Origin of the sequence: Maritimibacter alkaliphilus HTCC2654 (assembly GCF_000152805.1) — a bacterium.
In the GTDB taxonomy this organism is placed as follows: domain Bacteria; phylum Pseudomonadota; class Alphaproteobacteria; order Rhodobacterales; family Rhodobacteraceae; genus Maritimibacter; species Maritimibacter alkaliphilus.
In genome coordinates, this window is record NZ_CH902578.1 from 2,401,387 (window position 1) to 2,417,982 (window position 16,596).

Genomic DNA, 16,596 nt, shown 5'->3' on the forward strand with positions numbered 1-16,596 from the left:
GCGGCCGCGTCTGGATGATGAGACAGGACATAGTCCTCCTTCGTTGCGCGCCGATCGTTTCCCCGACGCCGGGACAAGTTAAAAGTAACATGCTGGTCCGGTTTTTCAATTCTCGCGTTGCTCCGGCTCGGCCACTTTTCGCGGATCGTTGAGATGGCGCACCTCCCGTTGCGGGAACGGGATCGAGATGCCGTTCTCCTGAAACGCGTCCCAGAGCGCAAGATAGACATTGCCGCGGATGTTGGTCAGGCCCCCGGTCGGGTCGTCGATCCAGAAGCGCAGGATGTAATCCACGGACGAGTCCCCGAAGCGGACGATATGGCAGACCGGGGGCCGGAAACTCAGCACCCGGTCGACGCTCGCCGCCGCCTTGATCGCCACCTTGCGCACCAGATGCGGGTCGTCGCCGTAGGCCGTGCCGAAATAGATGTCGAGCCGGACAAAGGCGTTGGTGTGCGACCAGTTCACCACCTGCCCGGTGATGAGATCCTCGTTCGGGATCAGGTATTCCTTGCCGTCACGGGTCACGACGCTGACGTAGCGCGCACCAAGCTGTTCGATCCAGCCGAAGGTATCGCCAAGGCTGATGACGTCGCCGGGCTTGATCGACTTGTCCAAAAGGATGATGACCCCGGACACGAGGTTCGAGACCACCTTTTGCAGGCCGAAGCCAAGACCAACACCGATGGCCCCCGACAGGACGGCGAGGCCGGTCAGGTCCACGCCCACGGCACGCAGCCCGATGAAGATCGCCGCGCCGAACAGCACCAGTTGCAGGATCTTGACGATCAGCACCTGCATCGAGGGGCTGATGTCCTCGTTCTTCCTGATCCGGGCCGCAGAGCTTTGGGTCAGGAATCGCGCGGCGAAGACCAGAGCGCCGAGGATCGCGATGGCCTGAATGACCATCCAGATCGACAGGCGCATGTTGCCGGTGTTGATCGCGAACCCGTCGAGGATGGAAATGGTTTCATCCTGTAGATTCAGGATGTTGACCGTAACCCAGACCCAGCCCGCCGTCCGCACGACGCCACGCACGAAGGCGTTGGCGATGAACCGGGCGAGGATCGCGATGACCAGCCACGCCAGCGCCAGTTCCGCGATGATCGACAGCAGGTAGGAGCGTGAGGGCCACGTCGCCTCGCGCATGATCCAGACCGTCGGCCAGATCAGGGCCACGAAGACGATCAGTTTCATCCGGCGGTGCAGCATCACGCCGAACCGCATCCGCCACTTGGGCCAGTTTTCCCGCCCGCGCAGCCAGCCGTGATATTTCGGGGCGAGCCATTTCGCGATCAGCCACGCCGCCAGAGCCAGCCCCACGGCAATCGCGACCTGATAGGCATTCCAGGGGCGCATCAGGCCCTGCGCGAAAACCGTAAGCTGGTCGAACAGGTCGAGCGCCACGTCTTCGGGCGCCGGAACGGGGGCGGCCTGCGGGGTTGCGGCGCCGACCGTCCCGGACTCCGTGGTCGCATTCGGCGTCGCCTGCACCTCGGTGGGTGCGATCGTCTGGTCCCAAACCGTATTCGGGCTGCGCGTGGCCATTTAACTCCCTTTTTCAGGAGGTTGGCAAATGAACCGGCCAGCGTCCAGTTCTAAACCCGCCCTCCCGCAACCGTGTCAGCGCGTGATGCGGATGTCCGAGGCCGAAAAGTTGACCACCATCCGATCCGGCACCTGTTCCAGCCCGCAGGCCCTGAGCACCGCGCGGGATGCCGCGTTGTCCGCCGCCACGAACTCGACCGCGCCCGCCGCACCCAGTTCATCCACCGCGATCAGGTTCGCGATGGCATCGGCCATCTTGCCCAGACCCAGACCGCGGGCCGCCGGATCGACCGCGATCAATCCGACGAACGCCATGCCGGCGAGCCACGAGTGTTCATTATGAACCAGCGCGGCATAACCGGTCGCGGCGATGGCGCCGTCTGCCGAACGCAGTATGACGGGCCGCGCCGGGATCAACGCGCCCGAGAGCGCCGGCTTCGAGAAGGGCGCGATCCCGTGCTCGGTCAGGAAGCCCTGCATCTCGTGCAGGACCGTGGCGTCGATTTCCTCGTCCGGGTGCCGCGTGATCCCGTCCGGCAGACCGCCTGCCACGATCTGCCCGCACGCCGCGCGCACCCTGTCGGCATCCGCAAGGAACACGTCCCAGAAGTGCTGCTTGGGCGCGAACCCGGCCAGTTCGTGCTCGGCCTTCAGGATCACCTCGGGGGTCGCGCCCCGGATCTGCACGATCCCCTCGCGGCGCATCGCCGCGCGCAGATCGTCCCACCCGAAGGCGTCCGGGTCGTCCGAACTCGTGACCCGGCCATGCACGACCGCGCCGGGCCGGTTGCGGAACCCCGCGACCTCGCCATCACGGGCCGCCTGCAAGGCGCGCATCATATCGTCCCCGTAGAAGGGGTCGTCCTCCGGTTTCATCCGGCGTCTCCCAAGCCCCTCGGACCAGCATAGCATGGCATCCGACGCTTGCGAGACTCACGGCCAGCGTATAGATGCTCCCGCATGACACGGATTTTCGACATGGACGACCGCGCCCGCCTGCCTTGGCGGTTCTATGGCGCGACGCTGACGATCCTCGCCCGACTTTGATCGCGGCGCACCTTTCCGCACGTCCAGAATTCGAACATTTCCCCTAGGAGAAAACCCCATGGCCGGGAAAACACTCTACGACAAAATCTGGGATGCCCACGTCGCTGACGAAGCCGACGACGGCACCTGCCTGCTCTATATCGACCGTCACCTCGTCCACGAAGTGACCAGCCCGCAAGCCTTCGAAGGGCTGCGCATGGCGGGCCGCACCGTCCACGCGCCGGACAAGACCATCGCCGTGCCGGACCACAACGTGCCGACCACGCTCGACCGCGTGAACGGCGTGATCGAGAACGAGGAAAGCCGCATTCAGGTCGAGGCGCTCGACAAGAACGCCAAGGACTTCGGCCTGCATTATTACCCGGTGTCGGACGTGCGTCAGGGCATCGTCCACATCGTCGGCCCCGAACAGGGCTGGACCCTGCCGGGCATGACGGTCGTGTGCGGCGACAGCCACACCGCGACCCACGGCGCCTTCGGGGCGCTGGCCCACGGCATCGGCACCTCCGAGGTCGAGCATGTGCTGGCCACCCAGACGCTGATCCAGAAGAAGTCCAAGAACATGAAGGTCGAGATCACCGGCAAGCTGAAGCCGGGCGTCACCGCCAAGGACATCACCCTTGCCGTGATCGGCGTGACGGGCACCGCCGGCGGCACCGGCTATGTCATCGAATACTGCGGCGAAGCGATCCGCGATCTGTCGATGGAAGGCCGCATGACCGTCTGCAACATGGCGATCGAAGGCGGCGCGCGGGCCGGTCTGATCGCCCCGGACGAAAAGACCTTCGACTACGTCAAGGGTCGCGCCCACGCGCCCAAGGGCGCCCAGTGGGAAGCCGCGATGAACTGGTGGAAAACGCTCTACTCCGACGACGACGCCCATTGGGACAAGGTCATCACGCTCAAGGGCGAAGAGATCGAGCCGGTCGTCACCTGGGGCACCTCGCCCGAAGACGTGCTGCCGATCTCGGCCGTCGTCCCGTCGCCCGACAGCTTCAAGGGCGGCAAGGTCGAAGCGGCCAAGCGCGCGCTGGAATACATGGGCCTCGAAGCCGGAACGCCGCTGGACCAGATCAAGATCGACGCGGTCTTCATCGGCTCCTGCACCAACGGCCGGATCGAGGATCTGCGCGAAGTCGCCAAGGTCGTGAAGGGCAAGAAGGTCGCAGACGGCGTCCGCGCCATGATCGTGCCCGGCTCTGGCCTCGTGCGCGCTCAGGCAGAGGAAGAAGGTCTTGCCGAGATCTTCGAAGCCGCCGGTTTCGAATGGCGCCTCGCGGGCTGTTCGATGTGCCTTGCCATGAACCCGGACCAGCTGGCACCGGGCGAGCGGTGCGCGTCGACCTCCAACCGGAACTTCGAGGGGCGTCAGGGCTACAAGGGCCGCACACACCTCATGTCCCCCGGTATGGCCGCCGCCGCCGCCGTCACCGGTCACCTGACCGACGTGCGCACGTTGAACTGACCAGCCAGCTCATCCAGCCTTGCGGGCTGTATTCGCCACCTGCGAAGACGACCCAATGGGACGGATGAGCGAGCATAAGGAAAAGTAGAATGGAAAAATTCGAAAAACTCACGGGCATCGCCGCCCCCATGCCGCTGGTCAACATCGACACGGACATGATCATCCCCAAAGGGTTCCTGAAGACGATCAAGCGCACCGGGCTTGGCGTGAACCTCTTCGACGAGATGCGCTATGACCGCGAAGGCAACGAGATCCCTGATTTCGTGCTGAACCAGCCGCAGTACCGCGAGGCCGAGATCCTCGTCGCGGGCGACAACTTCGGCTGCGGCTCGTCGCGCGAACACGCGCCTTGGGCGATTGCGGATTTCGGCATCAAGTCGATCATCTCGACTTCTTTCGCCGACATCTTCTTCAACAACTGCTTCAAGAACGGCATCCTGCCCATCGTGCTGCCGGAAGAGCAGGTCGAAGTGCTGATGAAGGACGCCGAGAAGGGCTCCAACGCCCGCATGATCGTCGACCTCGAGGCGCAGACCGTGACCACGTCGGACGGCGAGGTTTTCCCGTTCGAGGTCGACCCGTTCCGCAAGCATTGCCTGCTGAACGGTCTCGACGACATCGGCCTGACGATGGAAAAGAAGCCTGCCATCGACGCGTTCGAAGCCAAGGCCGCGCAGGAACGTCCCTGGGTCTGATCGCAGGCCTTATGAGTCAAGAAACGGCGGGGCTTCGGTCCCGCCGTTTTCTTATGGGCGCAGCTCGCGCGCCAGACGCAGTGACACCGGAACCATCACGGCGGACAGGCCGAGGCACCAGAGGCCCAGCCCGACCCCCTGCACCGGGAACGCCACGCCCGCGTCGATCAACACGCCCGTAACGCCCGGCCCGATGGCGGTCGACACGACCATGATGACGGTCTGGAGCGAGCGCACGGCCCCCAGATGCCGCGTCCCATACACCCGTGGCAGGAACGCCCCGAGAAACGCATTCGCCGCGCCCATGGACACGCCGCCGATCGCCAGAACCGCGAACCAGACCTGATAGCCTTCTGCCGGACCGAGCAACAGCAGGGCTGTGCCCATCGGCACCACGACGAGCGGAAGCAGGCGTTCGGGTCCGAACCGATCGCAGGCCCAGCCCGCGACCAGCGCCGACACGACCGAGACGCTGGCCCAGAACACGTAGCCGGGGGCCATCTGCGCCAGCGTCCAGCCCTTCACCTCGGCAATGTTCACCTGCTGAAAGAACAGGACCGTCCCGATAAAGGGCGGCGTCAGGATCAGGGGCAGGATCGCCCAGAACAGCCAGTGCCGCACCAGCATCCCGCGGGTCCAATGCGCACCGTTCAGCCCCGCGCTGGCTTCGGGCGACTGCGCCTCGCCCGATGGCTGGCGATCCTGCGCCAGAAGCACCATGAGCAGGGGGATGACCACGATCAGGATCGCACCCGCCGCCACGCCCCATGCCATGCGCCAGCCGATCCCGCCGATGAGCGCGACGAAGATCAGGGGCAGCACCGCCTCGCCCAGCGGATGCCCCATCGAGGCGATGGCGACGGCGCGGCCCCGCGTGGCGTGGAACCAGCGCCCCATAGAGGTGATCGACATATGGGGAAACATCCCCTGCCCGCAGAAGCGGAGCAGAAAGACGCCCAGCCCCAGCATCCAGACATTCACCGAAAACGCCAAGATCCCCGCCGCCAGCGCGAAAAGCAGGCTCACGAGAAGCGCCAGCCGCGACAGGCGCATCGTGTCCACCAGCGCCCCGCGACTGAACAGGAGCGCGGCCGAAGCGAGCGTCGCGATGGTGTAGAGCCCGCCCCAGCCGCCGTTCGACAGCCCGTGCGCAGCGCGCACCTCGCCCGCGAAGAGCGAAATGAACCACGTCTGCCCGAAGGACGACGCGAAGGTCAGCAGGAAGCCTGTGGACAGCCAACGGGCATTGGCGGTGAGAAACGACAACATACCTTTCGCAATATTCCGCATTCGGGGCAGAGGAAAGCCGACGTTCTGCGCGCCAACGCACTGATACCGGAGGAGTTATCCGATAGGCGGTGACAGGTGCCCGCGATGCCACGCGCCACGGTTTCCGGTATCGAAACAGCTATTTTCCTTGGCCTGAACGACGCAGGTTCTACATCTTGTGGGCGATTTCGTTCTCCGCACCACACGCGGTAGACATACCGACCGCGCCCAATTCCAGCCACAGCATAGGTGCAAAATCGCACCACTCCCCCCACAATACCGCCCTGAATCTTTCGTCAATTCAGACCGTTACTTGCAGCGGGACACGAATGTGGGCAAGATTGTGACAAATAAGAGGCAGGCCGCCACAATTGGCGGCTTCGGTTTGGAAACAGGGAAGCGGCATCGTATCGCGCCCGGCCAGAGCGAGGGTAAAGAGCAGTGACTTCGCGTGTAATCGGCGCGCTCGTACGCGCATGTTTGACGGTCATCCTGATTTTGACCCCGTCACTCATGATTCCGGGCATTCATTCCGAAACGGTCCAGATCGTCGCGCTCGCCGCGATCTTCGCGTTCGCCCTCACAACCTTCGAATACGCTTCGACATACCCCGGCCTCGTGGAATTCCGCGAAGCGCCGCCGTTCAACCGGATCAGGTTCGTGTCGCTGTTCTTCACCGTGTTCCTGCTGTCTGCCGTTGCGCGGCACTCGACCGATCCGTCGACCTTCACCGCCTTCGTCGGCGCCGTGGGCAACCTGATCGGCAACGCGATCGACATCCCCTATTCGCCCGTTCGGCTCATCGTCCTGATGCTGCCAGACAACGCGACGGCGGCCGAGATCATCAGCCTGCGCATGGCGGCCGGCATGGCCTATCTCATCTCGCTCATCTCGCTGGCCGTGTTCATCATCACGCTTCGGATCACCGGCTGGCCCAAGCGCAAGGGCGGGTTCAACGTCTGGGTGAACCTGCCGATGTTCGACCCGACCGCCGGTGGCGACGTGGTCGAGCGGCTGGAGCGTGACGCGCGGTTCAACGTGGCGCTCGGTTTCCTGCTTCCGTTCCTGACCCCGGCTGTCATCAAGGCCGCGTCGGGCGTGTTCGGATCGGTCGCGATCACCAACGATCAGACGATGATCTGGACGATCACCGCATGGGCGTTCCTGCCCGCCTCGCTGTTCATGCGCGGCATCGCGATGCAACGGGTCGCGACGCTCATCAGCGAACAGCGTGCGCGCAATTCGTCCCGTGCCGAAGGCGAAAGGCTGGCGCCAGCGTGAAGCTCGGGGGGGCATTAACCTTAATATCCCTTCTGTCCGGCAGCCTCCTCGCTGCCGAACCTGTGATTGTCGCGACGTATGACGCCGAGCTTTATCGCGACGGTCCCGGCCTTCTGCTCGACGACATTCTGGATGGCGACCCGCAGGTCGAGGCGGTTGCCGAAGTCATCGCCTATGCCGATGCCGACATTCTTCATCTGACCGGGTTCGACTGGGATCTGGAAAACCACGCGCTGACGGCCTTTGCCCGGGTGCTCGCCAATCAGGGCGCGACCTATCCCTACCTCTACGCAAGCCAGCCGAATACCGGCGTGCCTTCGGGTGTCGACCTCGACGGCAACGGGCGCGTGGGCGAGGCCCGCGACAGCTTCGGGTATGGCAGTTTCACCGGGCAAGGCGGCATGGCGATCCTGTCGCGCTATCCCATAGGCGAGGTGCGCGACTTCTCGCAGATGCTGTGGGCCGAATTACCGGACAACCATGCGCCACGGGTCGATGGATTGCCCTTTCCATCGGAGGAAGCGAGCAAGGTTCGCAGGTTATCCTCGGTCGGGCATTGGGACGTTCCCATCGACGTCGCAGGCACGACGCTCCACCTGCTCGCATGGCACGGGTCGACCCCGGTGTTCGACGGGCCGGAGGATCTGAACGGCGCTCGCGGGGCGGACGAGGCGATGTTCTGGATCAAGCTGTTGAACGGATCGCTGCCCTTCCCGCCGCCCGAAGGTCCGGTCGTTCTGACGGGGATCTCCAACATCGACCCGGTGGACGGCGACGGGCGCCATGTGACCATGGCCCGCATCCTGCGCGACCCGTTGATACAAGATCCGATGCCGACCAGTGCGGGTGGATCGGCCGCCGCGAACCCCGGACATGCCGGTGACCCGGCGCTGGATATGGCGGATTTCGACGATCCGCTGCCGGGCAATCTGAGGGTGGATTACGTGCTGCCGGATGCGCGCCTCAGGGTTCTGGCAAGCGGGGTCGTCTGGCCCGCACCGGACGAGCCGATGGCGGAGACCGTCGAAACGGCCAGCCGCCACCGGATTGTCTGGGTCGAAGTCGATCTGCCTTAGGCAAGGGCCCGCGTCGTCGCCGGTCGTGCCGTGTCCTGCGGCAGGGCGGCGCGGATCACCTCGCGCAGCGGCGTCGGCTCGAACTCCGGCAGCAGATGTGTCAGCCGGTCGGGCGACAGGCTGTGCGACACCTGCCACAGATACCGCATCTCTTTCAGCTCGCGCGCAAGCTCCCACACCGGGCTGGCGACCGTGATGAGCCACCACGGGAACCGGGTCGCGCGCAGGGACCGGCCCGTGACCCTTTCGACCTCGGCCTTCAGCGCATCGAGCGTGAGGGCATGGCCGGGGAACGGCACGTCCTCGAACGTCGCGAGCGTTTCGCGTTTTTCGGCGAGCGCGACGGCGGCGCGCGCCCAGTCGGGGAGGTAGCACCACGGCTGCAACAGGTTACCGGGGCCGGCATAGGTGAAGCGCCCCTTCTCGACCCCGTTCAGAACCATGAGCGACATCACGTCCCCGCCCGCATCCGGGTCGATGAAGTTGCCGCCGCGCAGGATGATCGTCTGCACGCCGCTGTCGCGATAGGCGCGCTCCATCTCGGCCCGGATGGCCCCTTTGCGGGAGTTCGGGCGATGCGCCGTCGTGCCGGACCATTCGCCGGGCGTGTCGCCGTAGACATAGACGTTTCCCGGAACGATCACGGTCGCGCCCGAGGCGCGGGCGGCGGCGAGCACGTCGCGGGTGATCTGGGGGATGATCCCGGCCCAGTTGTGGTAGTTGGGCGGGTTCATTCCGTTGACGATCACGTCGCAGCCCATCGCGGCCTGTGTCATGTCTTCGGTGGCGCGGTTGAACCGGCGGACGGTCCAGCCGTTCGTCGCAAAGGCGCGGGCGGCGTGGGTTCCGATCTTGCCGGAGGCGCCGAGGATGAGAACGGTCTTGGTCATGGCTTTCTCCAATGCTTGATGACCTCAAACTAGCCATTCACCGCCAAACAGGAATTGCGAGAAATCGAAGGTCTGGTATTCAGGATTGAATGGAAAACCTCGACTGGTCCCTGATCCGCGCCTTCCTTGCCGTGGCCGAAACCGGCTCGCTTTCAGCGGCGGCCCGGACGCTGGGGTCGAGCCAGCCCACGGTGGGGCGGCAGGTGCGTGAGGTCGAGACGGCCCTTGGGGTGGAGCTGTTCCAGCGGCACGCCAAGGGTCTGTCCTTGACCGAAACGGGTGCTGCGATGTTATCCGCGGCAAAGAGAATGCGCGACTCGGTCGGAGAGATCGCCCTGATCGCAGCCGGGCAGGATATGCGACCCACGGGCACGGTCAGGATCACGGCGAGCGTCATCGTCGCGCATTTCGTGCTGCCGCAGATCCTTGCGCGACTACGCAGGGACGAACCCGGTATCGAGATCGAACTGGTGGCGACCGATTCCAGCGACAACCTTTTGTTTCGCGAGGCCGACATCGCGCTGCGCATGTATCGCCCGGACCAGCTGGACATGGTGACGTTGCATGTCACCGACCTGCCGCTGGGGATCTATGCCGCCAAATCCTATCTCGACCGCGTGGGACGGCCGGACACGGTCGAGGATGCGTTCAAGCTCGATTGGGTCGGCTATGACCGTTCGGACCTGATGCTGCGCGGGATGCGGCGGCTGGGCTGGGCCGTGGACCGCACCTTCTTCGCGACCCGCACCGACGATCAGGCGGGGAACTGGCAGCTCATCCGCGCGGGCTGCGGGATCGGGATCGCGCAGATCGCCACGGCACAGGACGCGCCCGAGGTCGAGCGGCTGTTTCCCGATATGGCGCTTCCGTCCTTGCCGGTCTGGCTGACCGCGCATGAGGCGATGCGCCGGACCCCCCGGATCGCGCGGGTGTGGGATGCCTTGGCCCAGGGGTTGAAGTCTGCGGTTTCTTGACCCTTCCCGGCCTGCGGGCTAGGCACACGCGAACAGTATTCAGCCCAAGGACACAGTGATATGAGCGTTGGCTCCCTCCTCATCCTCCCCGGCGACGGGATCGGCCCGGAAGTCATGGCCGAAGTGCGCCGCATCATCGATTGGTACGGCGAGAAGCGCGGCCTGACCTTCGACGTGTCCGAAGACCTTGTGGGCGGCTCGGCCTATGACAAGCATGGCGTGCCGCTGGCGGATGAGACGATGGCCAAGGCGCAAGAGGTCGATGCCGTGCTGCTGGGCGCCGTGGGCGGCCCGAAATACGACGATCTGGATTTCTCGGTGAAGCCCGAGCGCGGGCTTCTGCGCCTGCGCAAGGAGATGGACCTGTTCGCGAACCTGCGCCCGGCCCAGTGCTTCGATGCGCTCGCCGATTTCTCGTCGCTGAAGAAGGACGTGATCGCCGGGCTCGACATCATGATCGTGCGCGAGCTGACCAGCGGCATCTACTTCGGTGAGCCGCGTGGCATCTTCACGGAAAACAACGAGCGCGTGGGCGTGAACACCCAGCGGTATACCGAGAGCGAGATCGACCGGGTCGCGCGTTCGGCCTTTGAACTGGCCATGAAGCGGGGCAAGAAGCTTTGCTCGATGGAAAAGGCCAACGTGATGGAATCCGGCATTCTGTGGCGTGAGGTCGTCACCGAGGTCGCCAAGGATTACCCCGAAGTCGAGCTGTCGCATATGTATGCCGACGCGGGCGGGATGCAGCTTGCCCGCTGGCCCAAGCAGTTCGACGTGATCGTGACCGACAACCTGTTCGGCGACCTTCTGTCCGACGTGGCCGCGATGCTGACCGGGTCGCTGGGGATGCTGCCGTCGGCCTCGCTCGGTCTGCCGATGGCGAACGGTCGGCCCAAGGCGCTTTATGAGCCGGTGCATGGTTCGGCCCCCGACATCGCGGGTCAGGGCAAGGCCAACCCCATCGCCTGTATCCTGAGCTTCGCCATGGCGCTGCGCTATTCCTTCGACGAAGGCGCGGAAGCGGATCGTCTGGAAGCGGCGATCGAGACGGTGCTGGCCCAAGGCAAACGCACCGCCGACCTGCTGGGCGAAGAGGGCGTCACCCCGGTCTCCACGACCGAAATGGGCGACGCCATCCTCGACGCGCTGGAGGCGAGCCTCTGAGGCGAGACCTTTTCCGCGGGGAAAACGCGCGGAGGGTTTTCTTTTTCTAAATCAATGGGAAAGCATCCTGAAAGGCTTGCTCTCCCGCCGCTGAGAACAGAACCGCGCGCCCCTCGGGTGCGCGGTTCGCCCATTTCAGGGTGATGATCCGGTCGAGAAGCGCCGCGCCGAGGCTGCCCGCCAGATGCGTGCGGCGTTCGGACCAGTCGAGGCAGGTGCGGCAGAGCGGGCGGCGCTTGGCCTCGAGCAGGGCGAGGTCGATGCCCAGCGCGGCGATACGCGCGCGCCCCCCATCGGTCAGGTCGATCCGGTCCGCCGTCAGGACGAACCCACCCCGTCCCGCAAGACTGTCGTAGATCCGCACCCCGGCCGTGCCCGCGAGGTGGTCGTAGCATACCCGCGCCTGCCTGAGTTCGGGGTCGCGCGGCCCCGGCCGGTTCCGCAGGTGGCCGTGATGCGCGGCAAGGCCCGCGACCGCCTCGAGCATATGCGCGACCTCGTCACCGGCCAGACGGAAATAATGATGCCGCCCCTGCTTGAGCCGGGCGATGAGGCCGACCGCCTCAAGCTTGCGCAGGTGTTCGCTGGCCGCCGCCGCGCCCACCCCGGCCTCGCGCGCAAGTTCCCCGGCGGTCAGCGCCCGGCCCGCCAACAGCGCGGTCAGCATGTTGGCGCGGGCCGGGTCGCCGATCATCGCACCGATGCGGGTTATGTCGGGGCCTTCCTTCATATCCGCGACAGTGGACGCGCGCGCCGCGTCGGACAAGCCGCGACGCTTCGGTCCGGGCCGAAACATCGGTGCACGCGGCCGTGGCAGAACGGCGCGAAAGGAGACCCGACCATGATTACCTGTTTCATCCGATACGAGATCGAGCCGACGCAAAAGGCGGATTTCGAGACCTATGCCCGCAACTGGGGTCAGGCGATTCCGCGCTGCGGGGCCGACCTGATCGGCTATTTCGCCCCGCACGAGGGATCGTCCACCCTGGCCTATGGGGTCTATTCCCTGCCGTCGCTCGCCGCATATGAGGACTACCGCGCGAAACTGGCGGCAGACCCGCTGGGGCGCGAGAACTACGACTTCGCCATGCAAAGAAAGTTCATTCGGCGGGAGGACCGCACATTTCTTCGGCTGGCATCCGCTCCGCACGGAAAACCCTGACCGGACGGCTTGCATGCGGCGCGAAAACGGGGTTGGGATGACCGCAACCACGGAGCATTCCCATGAACCTTGCAGGCCCGCTCTACGCCCTTCTGGCGTTCGCGCTCTATGCGACGCATGACGTCATCATCAAGTTCCTGGGCGGGACCTATTCCCCGTTCCAGCTGATCTTTTTCTCGACGTTGTTTTCGTTCCCGCTGGTGACGTTCATGCTGATGAAGGATGCGACGGCGGGACATCTGCGCCCGGTTCATCCGTGGTGGACGGCGCTGCGCACCGTGCTTGCGTCGATCACCGGGTTCACGGCGTTTTACGCGTTTTCGGTTCTGCCGCTGGCGCAGACCTATGTGCTGCTGTTCGCCTCGCCGCTTCTCATCACGCTCTTGTCGATCCCGATGCTGGGCGAGCGTGTCGGCATTCACCGGCTGGGTGCCGTGGTCGTCGGGCTGATCGGGGTGCTGGTCGTGCTGCGGCCCGGCGCGACCGATCTGACGCTCGGCCACCTCGCCGGGATCACGTCGGCTGTGTGCAACGCGCTGGCCAGCGTCATCGTGCGCAAGATCGGGCGGGACGAGCGGCCCGTGGTGCTGATGCTCTATCCGATGGCCTCGAATTTCGTGCTGATGGGCATATTGCTCGCCTTCGTCTACAAGCCGATGCCGATCGAACATCTGGGCGGGCTCGGCGTGATCTCGGCGCTAGGATTCGTGGCGGGGCTGGTGCTGATCGCGGCCTACAAGAACGGCGAGGCCGCCATCGTCGCACCGATGCAGTATTCGCAGATTATCTGGGCCAGTGTGTTCGGCTTCTTCATCTTCGGTGAATCTCTGGAAACCGCCACGATGGTTGGTGCCGGGATCATCATTTTCTCGGGTCTTTACATCGTCTTCCGCGAAGCGCGTCTGGGCGCGGACTCGCAGACCCCGGTGCTGAGAACCCGGTCGCGCGGGGCCACGGCGGCAAGCTTCCGCATATCGCCGATCCTGCGCCGTTCGCGGCCGCACGAACCGGCCGAATAACCCCTTGCCAAGCAAGGCAACGTGGGCTATCCCGCCCGCCACGGTCGGAGTGTAGCTCAGCCTGGTAGAGCACTGTCTTCGGGAGGCAGGGGTCGGAGGTTCGAATCCTCTCACTCCGACCAATAAAACAAGGCGCCTTCGGGCGTCTTTTTTGTTTCTCGGTTTCGGGCTGCGGCCGTTCAGACCGGGATTTTGTTCGTTCCGGTCGAAATGAACAGAAAGCGCGCCCGGATCACGATGCGGGCGCGTTGAGGTGTGTGTCAGGCGTCACGCCGTCAGGGGCACCGTGGCGGGCAGTGGCGCGGAGCGTCTTGTCTTGCTCCGCCGACGGCAGCCCTTCGACGGACGCGGCAAAATTCCGTCCAGAGGGCGATCACCGCTCGTGCTTGCGATGCCACGGGATCACCAGCCGTTCGAGGAAATCGACGGCGTAGGAGAAGCCCAGCCCGAGGATCGCGATGACGAGGAAGCCGACATACATCGTGTCGACCCAGAACACCGTCCACGCCCACCAGATACGATAGCCGACGCCGCTGTCCGCCGTCGAGAACTCGACCGCCACCAGCAGGATCAGCGCCGTGCCCATGCAGATGCGCAGCCCCGTGAAGATGCCCGGCAGCGCACCGGGCAGCGCCACGGTGAGATAGGTCTTGAGGCGCGAGGCTTTCAGGTTCCGCGCCACTTCGAAATAGATCTTCGGCGTGCTGACCACACCTGCGAAGGTGTTGATCGTCATCAGGAAAAAGACGTTGATCGCGATGGTGACGTATTTCGACGTTTCACCGATGCCGAAGATCAGAAGCAAAAGCGGCAGAAGCGCGATTTTCGGGATTGGGAACAACGCCGCGATCAGAGGGTTCAGTGCCTCGCGCACGGGGCGGAAAAGGCCCATGGCCAGCCCGACCAGAACGCCCGGCACCGCGCCCATGACCAGACCGACCGCGATGCGCTGCAGGCTGATCCCGAGGTCGCCCCAGAACTGCGCGGTCTGTGCCTGCGCGAACCCTGTGGCAAGGATGGTGGACGGCGCGGGAAAGAACGTGACGTTGACCGCCCCGGTCCGCGCGGCGATTTCCCACAGCCCCAGAAGCACGATGGGCGAGATCAGCCCGATCGGCATCCCCAGCACCCGCCGCGTGCCTTTGCGCGGCGCGCGGCTCACGTCGATGGTTTCGATGGTCGCCATGGTTTACCTCCCCGCCGCCTGAATACGGTCGGCTTCCTGCTGACGCGCTGTGCGCACCTCGTGCCCCAGAATGTCCCACAACTCGGCGGTGAGCGCCCCGAACTCCGGCGTGCGCCGGATCTCGGCCGATTTGCGCGGACGCGGCAGGTCGATTTCGAGGCTGTGAATGAAGCGTCCCGGCGCCGACGACATGACCACGACGCGGTCGCCCAAGAGCACCGCCTCGTCCAGCCCGTGGGTGATGAAGACGACGGTGGAGCGGAACTCTTCCCAGAGCGTCGCAAGCTCCTCCTGCATGATGAGCTTGTTCTGCTCGTCGAGTGCGGCGAAGGGTTCGTCCATCAGCAGCACTTCGGGATTGGTCGCAAAGGCGCGCGCGATGGACAGGCGCTGTTTCATCCCGCCCGACAACTGGTCAGGGCGGAAATCGCGGAAGGAATAAAGCCCGGTCTTTTGCAGGAAGTAATCCACCCGCTCCTGACTTTCGGCGCCCCTCCACGTCCCCGACGCACGCAGGCCGTAGGCCGCGTTGTCGGCCACGGTCAGCCACGGAAACGCGCTTTCCTGCTGAAAGATCATCGCGGTCATGGGCCGGTCCGGATTGTCATGCGCGATCCGGATCTGCCCCTCCGAGGGGTGCTCCAGCCCGGCGAACATGCGGATAAGGGTCGATTTACCGCAGCCCGACGGGCCGACGATGCAGACGAATTCGCCGTCCGCAATCGTCAGGTCCACCTTGTCGATGGCCCGGAAGCCCCGCTGGGGGTCGCCGAACACCTTGGCGACCCCGTCCACTTCGATCTTGCCTGTCTTGCCTGTCATCGCACCCGGACCTAGTTCGACGCCTGATCGAGCAGGGCCGAGTTCAGATGCGCGTCCAGATCGGGCGCCTGCGGGATGAGCCCGGCGTCGATGAGCGTCTGCATCTGCCAGCGCAGGCCATAGTCGCCGTCCACGTTCACGGCGAGGCTTTCGGACGCCGTGCCCATCGCGATCTTCTCATAGACGCTCGCGTCCTTCGCGGGCACGTATTGCTGATAGTATCCGGCAAGCTCTGTGCGTCCCTCGGGCGTGGCAAGCGCCTCGCGGATCCAGTCGTTCGTGGCCTTGTAGGCGCGCAGGAACCGCACGGCGACGTCTTCGCGCTCCATCATCCCGTTCGAATAGACCATGAAGGCCTGCGAGGTGCCCGGCATCACCTCGGACGCACGGACAAGCCGCGTGACGGTGCCGCCGCCCAGCGCGATGGACTGGAACGGGTCGATCATGATCGCCGCGTCGACCGATCCGTTGGTCAGCGCGGGGACCATATCAGGCGGGGCCATGCCCACCTTGGTCACGTCCTCCGGGTTCACGCCCGATTGCGCGATGTATTCGTTAACGATCATGTCGAGGATCTGCCCCGGCGCGGTCACGGCGATCTTCTTGCCGGCAAGGTCCGCGCCGCTTTCGATCCCGGCGTCGCTGCGCACCATGATAGCGGTCGGATCACCGCCCGGCGCGCCCGGTTCGATGTTCAGCGCCTCGGCAACGATGGTGAACTCCGCGCCCCGCGCCAGCGCGTTGAACAGCGCCGCGCCCGAGGTTGTGATAGCCGCATCGACCTGACCCGTGGCGACCGCAGGCGCGATCTCGGACCCCGACTTGAAGAACGTCGGTTCGACCGTGATCCCCTCGGCCTCGAAGAACCCTTTGCCCATCCCGGCATAAACCTGCACCGGCACCCTGAGGCTGCCGAACTTCACCACGTCTTCGGCCAGCGCGGGGGCGGCAAGGCCCACAGCCATGGCCAGCGTTGCGATTAGTCGTTTCATCTCTCT

General features: G+C 64.9%; 16 protein-coding genes and 1 tRNA gene. 9 read left to right on the top strand and 8 right to left on the bottom strand.

Annotation, left to right across the window (positions count from 1 at the left end; genetic code table 11):
• Window positions 1-105 precede the first annotated feature (105 nt).
• Window positions 106-1,548: a mechanosensitive ion channel family protein gene (locus RB2654_RS12730; RefSeq protein WP_008332146.1), complete on the bottom strand. Its 1,443-nt coding sequence runs from the start codon at window positions 1,546-1,548 to the stop codon at window positions 106-108.
• Window positions 1,549-1,623: 75 nt separating this feature from the next.
• The gene (locus tag RB2654_RS12735) at window positions 1,624-2,424 is read right to left on the bottom strand and encodes a GNAT family N-acetyltransferase (RefSeq protein WP_008332147.1); all 801 of its coding nucleotides are present in this window, start codon (window positions 2,422-2,424) and stop codon (window positions 1,624-1,626) included.
• Between the two features lie 229 nt (window positions 2,425-2,653).
• On the opposite strand from RB2654_RS12735, the gene leuC reads away from it, so the two are divergent.
• Together leuC and leuD are read left to right on the top strand one after the other, a co-directional pair.
• Entirely contained in the window at window positions 2,654-4,060 is a 1,407-nt protein-coding gene (gene leuC, locus RB2654_RS12740; protein ID WP_008332153.1) for a 3-isopropylmalate dehydratase large subunit, read from the top strand.
• Window positions 4,061-4,149: 89 nt separating this feature from the next.
• On the top strand, window positions 4,150-4,755 hold the full coding sequence (gene leuD / locus RB2654_RS12745) for a 3-isopropylmalate dehydratase small subunit (protein ID WP_008332154.1): 606 nt from the start codon (window positions 4,150-4,152) through the stop codon (window positions 4,753-4,755).
• Between the two features lie 51 nt (window positions 4,756-4,806).
• Here the strand turns inward: leuD and RB2654_RS12750 are convergent, their stop codons facing one another.
• On the bottom strand, window positions 4,807-6,024 hold the full coding sequence (locus RB2654_RS12750; RefSeq protein WP_008332156.1) for an MFS transporter: 1,218 nt from the start codon (window positions 6,022-6,024) through the stop codon (window positions 4,807-4,809).
• A 441-nt stretch (window positions 6,025-6,465) separates the two neighbouring features.
• On the opposite strand from RB2654_RS12750, the gene RB2654_RS12755 reads away from it, so the two are divergent.
• Together RB2654_RS12755 and RB2654_RS12760 are read left to right on the top strand one after the other, a co-directional pair.
• The gene (locus tag RB2654_RS12755; protein ID WP_040884829.1) at window positions 6,466-7,305 is read left to right on the top strand and encodes a hypothetical protein; all 840 of its coding nucleotides are present in this window, start codon (window positions 6,466-6,468) and stop codon (window positions 7,303-7,305) included.
• A 62-nt stretch (window positions 7,306-7,367) separates the two neighbouring features.
• Window positions 7,368-8,381: an endonuclease/exonuclease/phosphatase family protein gene (locus RB2654_RS12760; protein WP_008332159.1), complete on the top strand. Its 1,014-nt coding sequence runs from the start codon at window positions 7,368-7,370 to the stop codon at window positions 8,379-8,381.
• Here the strand turns inward: RB2654_RS12760 and RB2654_RS12765 are convergent.
• Window positions 8,378-9,271: an NAD-dependent epimerase/dehydratase family protein gene (locus tag RB2654_RS12765; RefSeq protein WP_008332161.1), complete on the bottom strand. Its 894-nt coding sequence runs from the start codon at window positions 9,269-9,271 to the stop codon at window positions 8,378-8,380. The genes RB2654_RS12760 and RB2654_RS12765 overlap by 4 nt on opposite strands.
• Before the next feature lie 89 nt (window positions 9,272-9,360).
• Between RB2654_RS12765 and RB2654_RS12770 the strand changes: the two genes are divergently transcribed.
• The gene (locus tag RB2654_RS12770; protein WP_008332163.1) at window positions 9,361-10,245 is read left to right on the top strand and encodes a LysR family transcriptional regulator; all 885 of its coding nucleotides are present in this window, start codon (window positions 9,361-9,363) and stop codon (window positions 10,243-10,245) included.
• Window positions 10,246-10,305: 60 nt separating this feature from the next.
• Window positions 10,306-11,409, top strand: coding sequence for a 3-isopropylmalate dehydrogenase (gene leuB / locus RB2654_RS12775; protein WP_008332172.1), 1,104 nt, complete (start codon window positions 10,306-10,308; stop codon window positions 11,407-11,409).
• 46 nt (window positions 11,410-11,455) lie between these two features.
• Here leuB and RB2654_RS12780 read toward each other — a convergent pair whose 3' ends face one another.
• Window positions 11,456-12,139, bottom strand: a complete 684-nt coding sequence (locus RB2654_RS12780) for an ArsR/SmtB family transcription factor (protein WP_040885684.1) — start codon at window positions 12,137-12,139, stop codon at window positions 11,456-11,458.
• A gap of 111 nt (window positions 12,140-12,250) precedes the next feature.
• Here RB2654_RS12780 and RB2654_RS12785 point away from each other — a divergent pair, with 111 nt between their 5' ends.
• The 3 genes from RB2654_RS12785 to RB2654_RS12795 all read left to right on the top strand — a co-directional run bounded on the left by RB2654_RS12785 (window position 12,251) and on the right by RB2654_RS12795 (window position 13,712).
• Window positions 12,251-12,571 (top strand): NIPSNAP family protein, encoded by a 321-nt coding sequence (locus RB2654_RS12785; protein ID WP_008332183.1) that lies wholly within the window; start codon window positions 12,251-12,253, stop codon window positions 12,569-12,571.
• Between the two features lie 62 nt (window positions 12,572-12,633).
• Window positions 12,634-13,590, top strand: a complete 957-nt coding sequence (locus RB2654_RS12790) for a DMT family transporter (RefSeq protein WP_008332184.1) — start codon at window positions 12,634-12,636, stop codon at window positions 13,588-13,590.
• Window positions 13,591-13,635: 45 nt separating this feature from the next.
• Window positions 13,636-13,712: transfer RNA gene (locus tag RB2654_RS12795), tRNA-Pro, on the top strand.
• Between the two features lie 251 nt (window positions 13,713-13,963).
• Here RB2654_RS12795 and RB2654_RS12800 read toward each other — a convergent pair.
• The 3 genes from RB2654_RS12800 to RB2654_RS22445 are packed head-to-tail and all read right to left on the bottom strand — an operon-like array spanning window position 13,964 to window position 16,590.
• Window positions 13,964-14,776, bottom strand: coding sequence for an ABC transporter permease (locus RB2654_RS12800; protein ID WP_008332185.1), 813 nt, complete (start codon window positions 14,774-14,776; stop codon window positions 13,964-13,966).
• Between the two features lie 3 nt (window positions 14,777-14,779).
• Window positions 14,780-15,598, bottom strand: coding sequence for an ABC transporter ATP-binding protein (locus RB2654_RS12805; protein WP_008332186.1), 819 nt, complete (start codon window positions 15,596-15,598; stop codon window positions 14,780-14,782).
• Between the two features lie 11 nt (window positions 15,599-15,609).
• Window positions 15,610-16,590: an ABC transporter substrate-binding protein gene (locus RB2654_RS22445; protein ID WP_083783390.1), complete on the bottom strand. Its 981-nt coding sequence runs from the start codon at window positions 16,588-16,590 to the stop codon at window positions 15,610-15,612.
• Between the last annotated feature and the right edge of the window lie 6 nt (window positions 16,591-16,596).

Excerpts from the sequence above, each read along its gene's own strand:
- RB2654_RS12730 (WP_008332146.1), bottom strand. The coding sequence starts at position 1,548 with ATGGCCACGCGCAGCCCGAATACGGTTTGGGACCAGACGATCGCACCC.
- RB2654_RS12735 (WP_008332147.1), bottom strand. The coding sequence starts at position 2,424 with ATGAAACCGGAGGACGACCCCTTCTACGGGGACGATATGATGCGCGCC.
- leuC (WP_008332153.1), top strand. The coding sequence starts at position 2,654 with ATGGCCGGGAAAACACTCTACGACAAAATCTGGGATGCCCACGTCGCT.
- leuD (WP_008332154.1), top strand. The coding sequence starts at position 4,150 with ATGGAAAAATTCGAAAAACTCACGGGCATCGCCGCCCCCATGCCGCTG.
- RB2654_RS12750 (WP_008332156.1), bottom strand. The coding sequence starts at position 6,024 with ATGTTGTCGTTTCTCACCGCCAATGCCCGTTGGCTGTCCACAGGCTTC.
- RB2654_RS12765 (WP_008332161.1), bottom strand. The coding sequence starts at position 9,271 with ATGACCAAGACCGTTCTCATCCTCGGCGCCTCCGGCAAGATCGGAACC.
- RB2654_RS12770 (WP_008332163.1), top strand. The coding sequence starts at position 9,361 with ATGGAAAACCTCGACTGGTCCCTGATCCGCGCCTTCCTTGCCGTGGCC.
- leuB (WP_008332172.1), top strand. The coding sequence starts at position 10,306 with ATGAGCGTTGGCTCCCTCCTCATCCTCCCCGGCGACGGGATCGGCCCG.
- RB2654_RS12780 (WP_040885684.1), bottom strand. The coding sequence starts at position 12,139 with ATGAAGGAAGGCCCCGACATAACCCGCATCGGTGCGATGATCGGCGAC.
- RB2654_RS12785 (WP_008332183.1), top strand. The coding sequence starts at position 12,251 with ATGATTACCTGTTTCATCCGATACGAGATCGAGCCGACGCAAAAGGCG.
- RB2654_RS12790 (WP_008332184.1), top strand. The coding sequence starts at position 12,634 with ATGAACCTTGCAGGCCCGCTCTACGCCCTTCTGGCGTTCGCGCTCTAT.
- RB2654_RS12800 (WP_008332185.1), bottom strand. The coding sequence starts at position 14,776 with ATGGCGACCATCGAAACCATCGACGTGAGCCGCGCGCCGCGCAAAGGC.
- RB2654_RS12805 (WP_008332186.1), bottom strand. The coding sequence starts at position 15,598 with ATGACAGGCAAGACAGGCAAGATCGAAGTGGACGGGGTCGCCAAGGTG.
- RB2654_RS22445 (WP_083783390.1), bottom strand. The coding sequence starts at position 16,590 with ATGAAACGACTAATCGCAACGCTGGCCATGGCTGTGGGCCTTGCCGCC.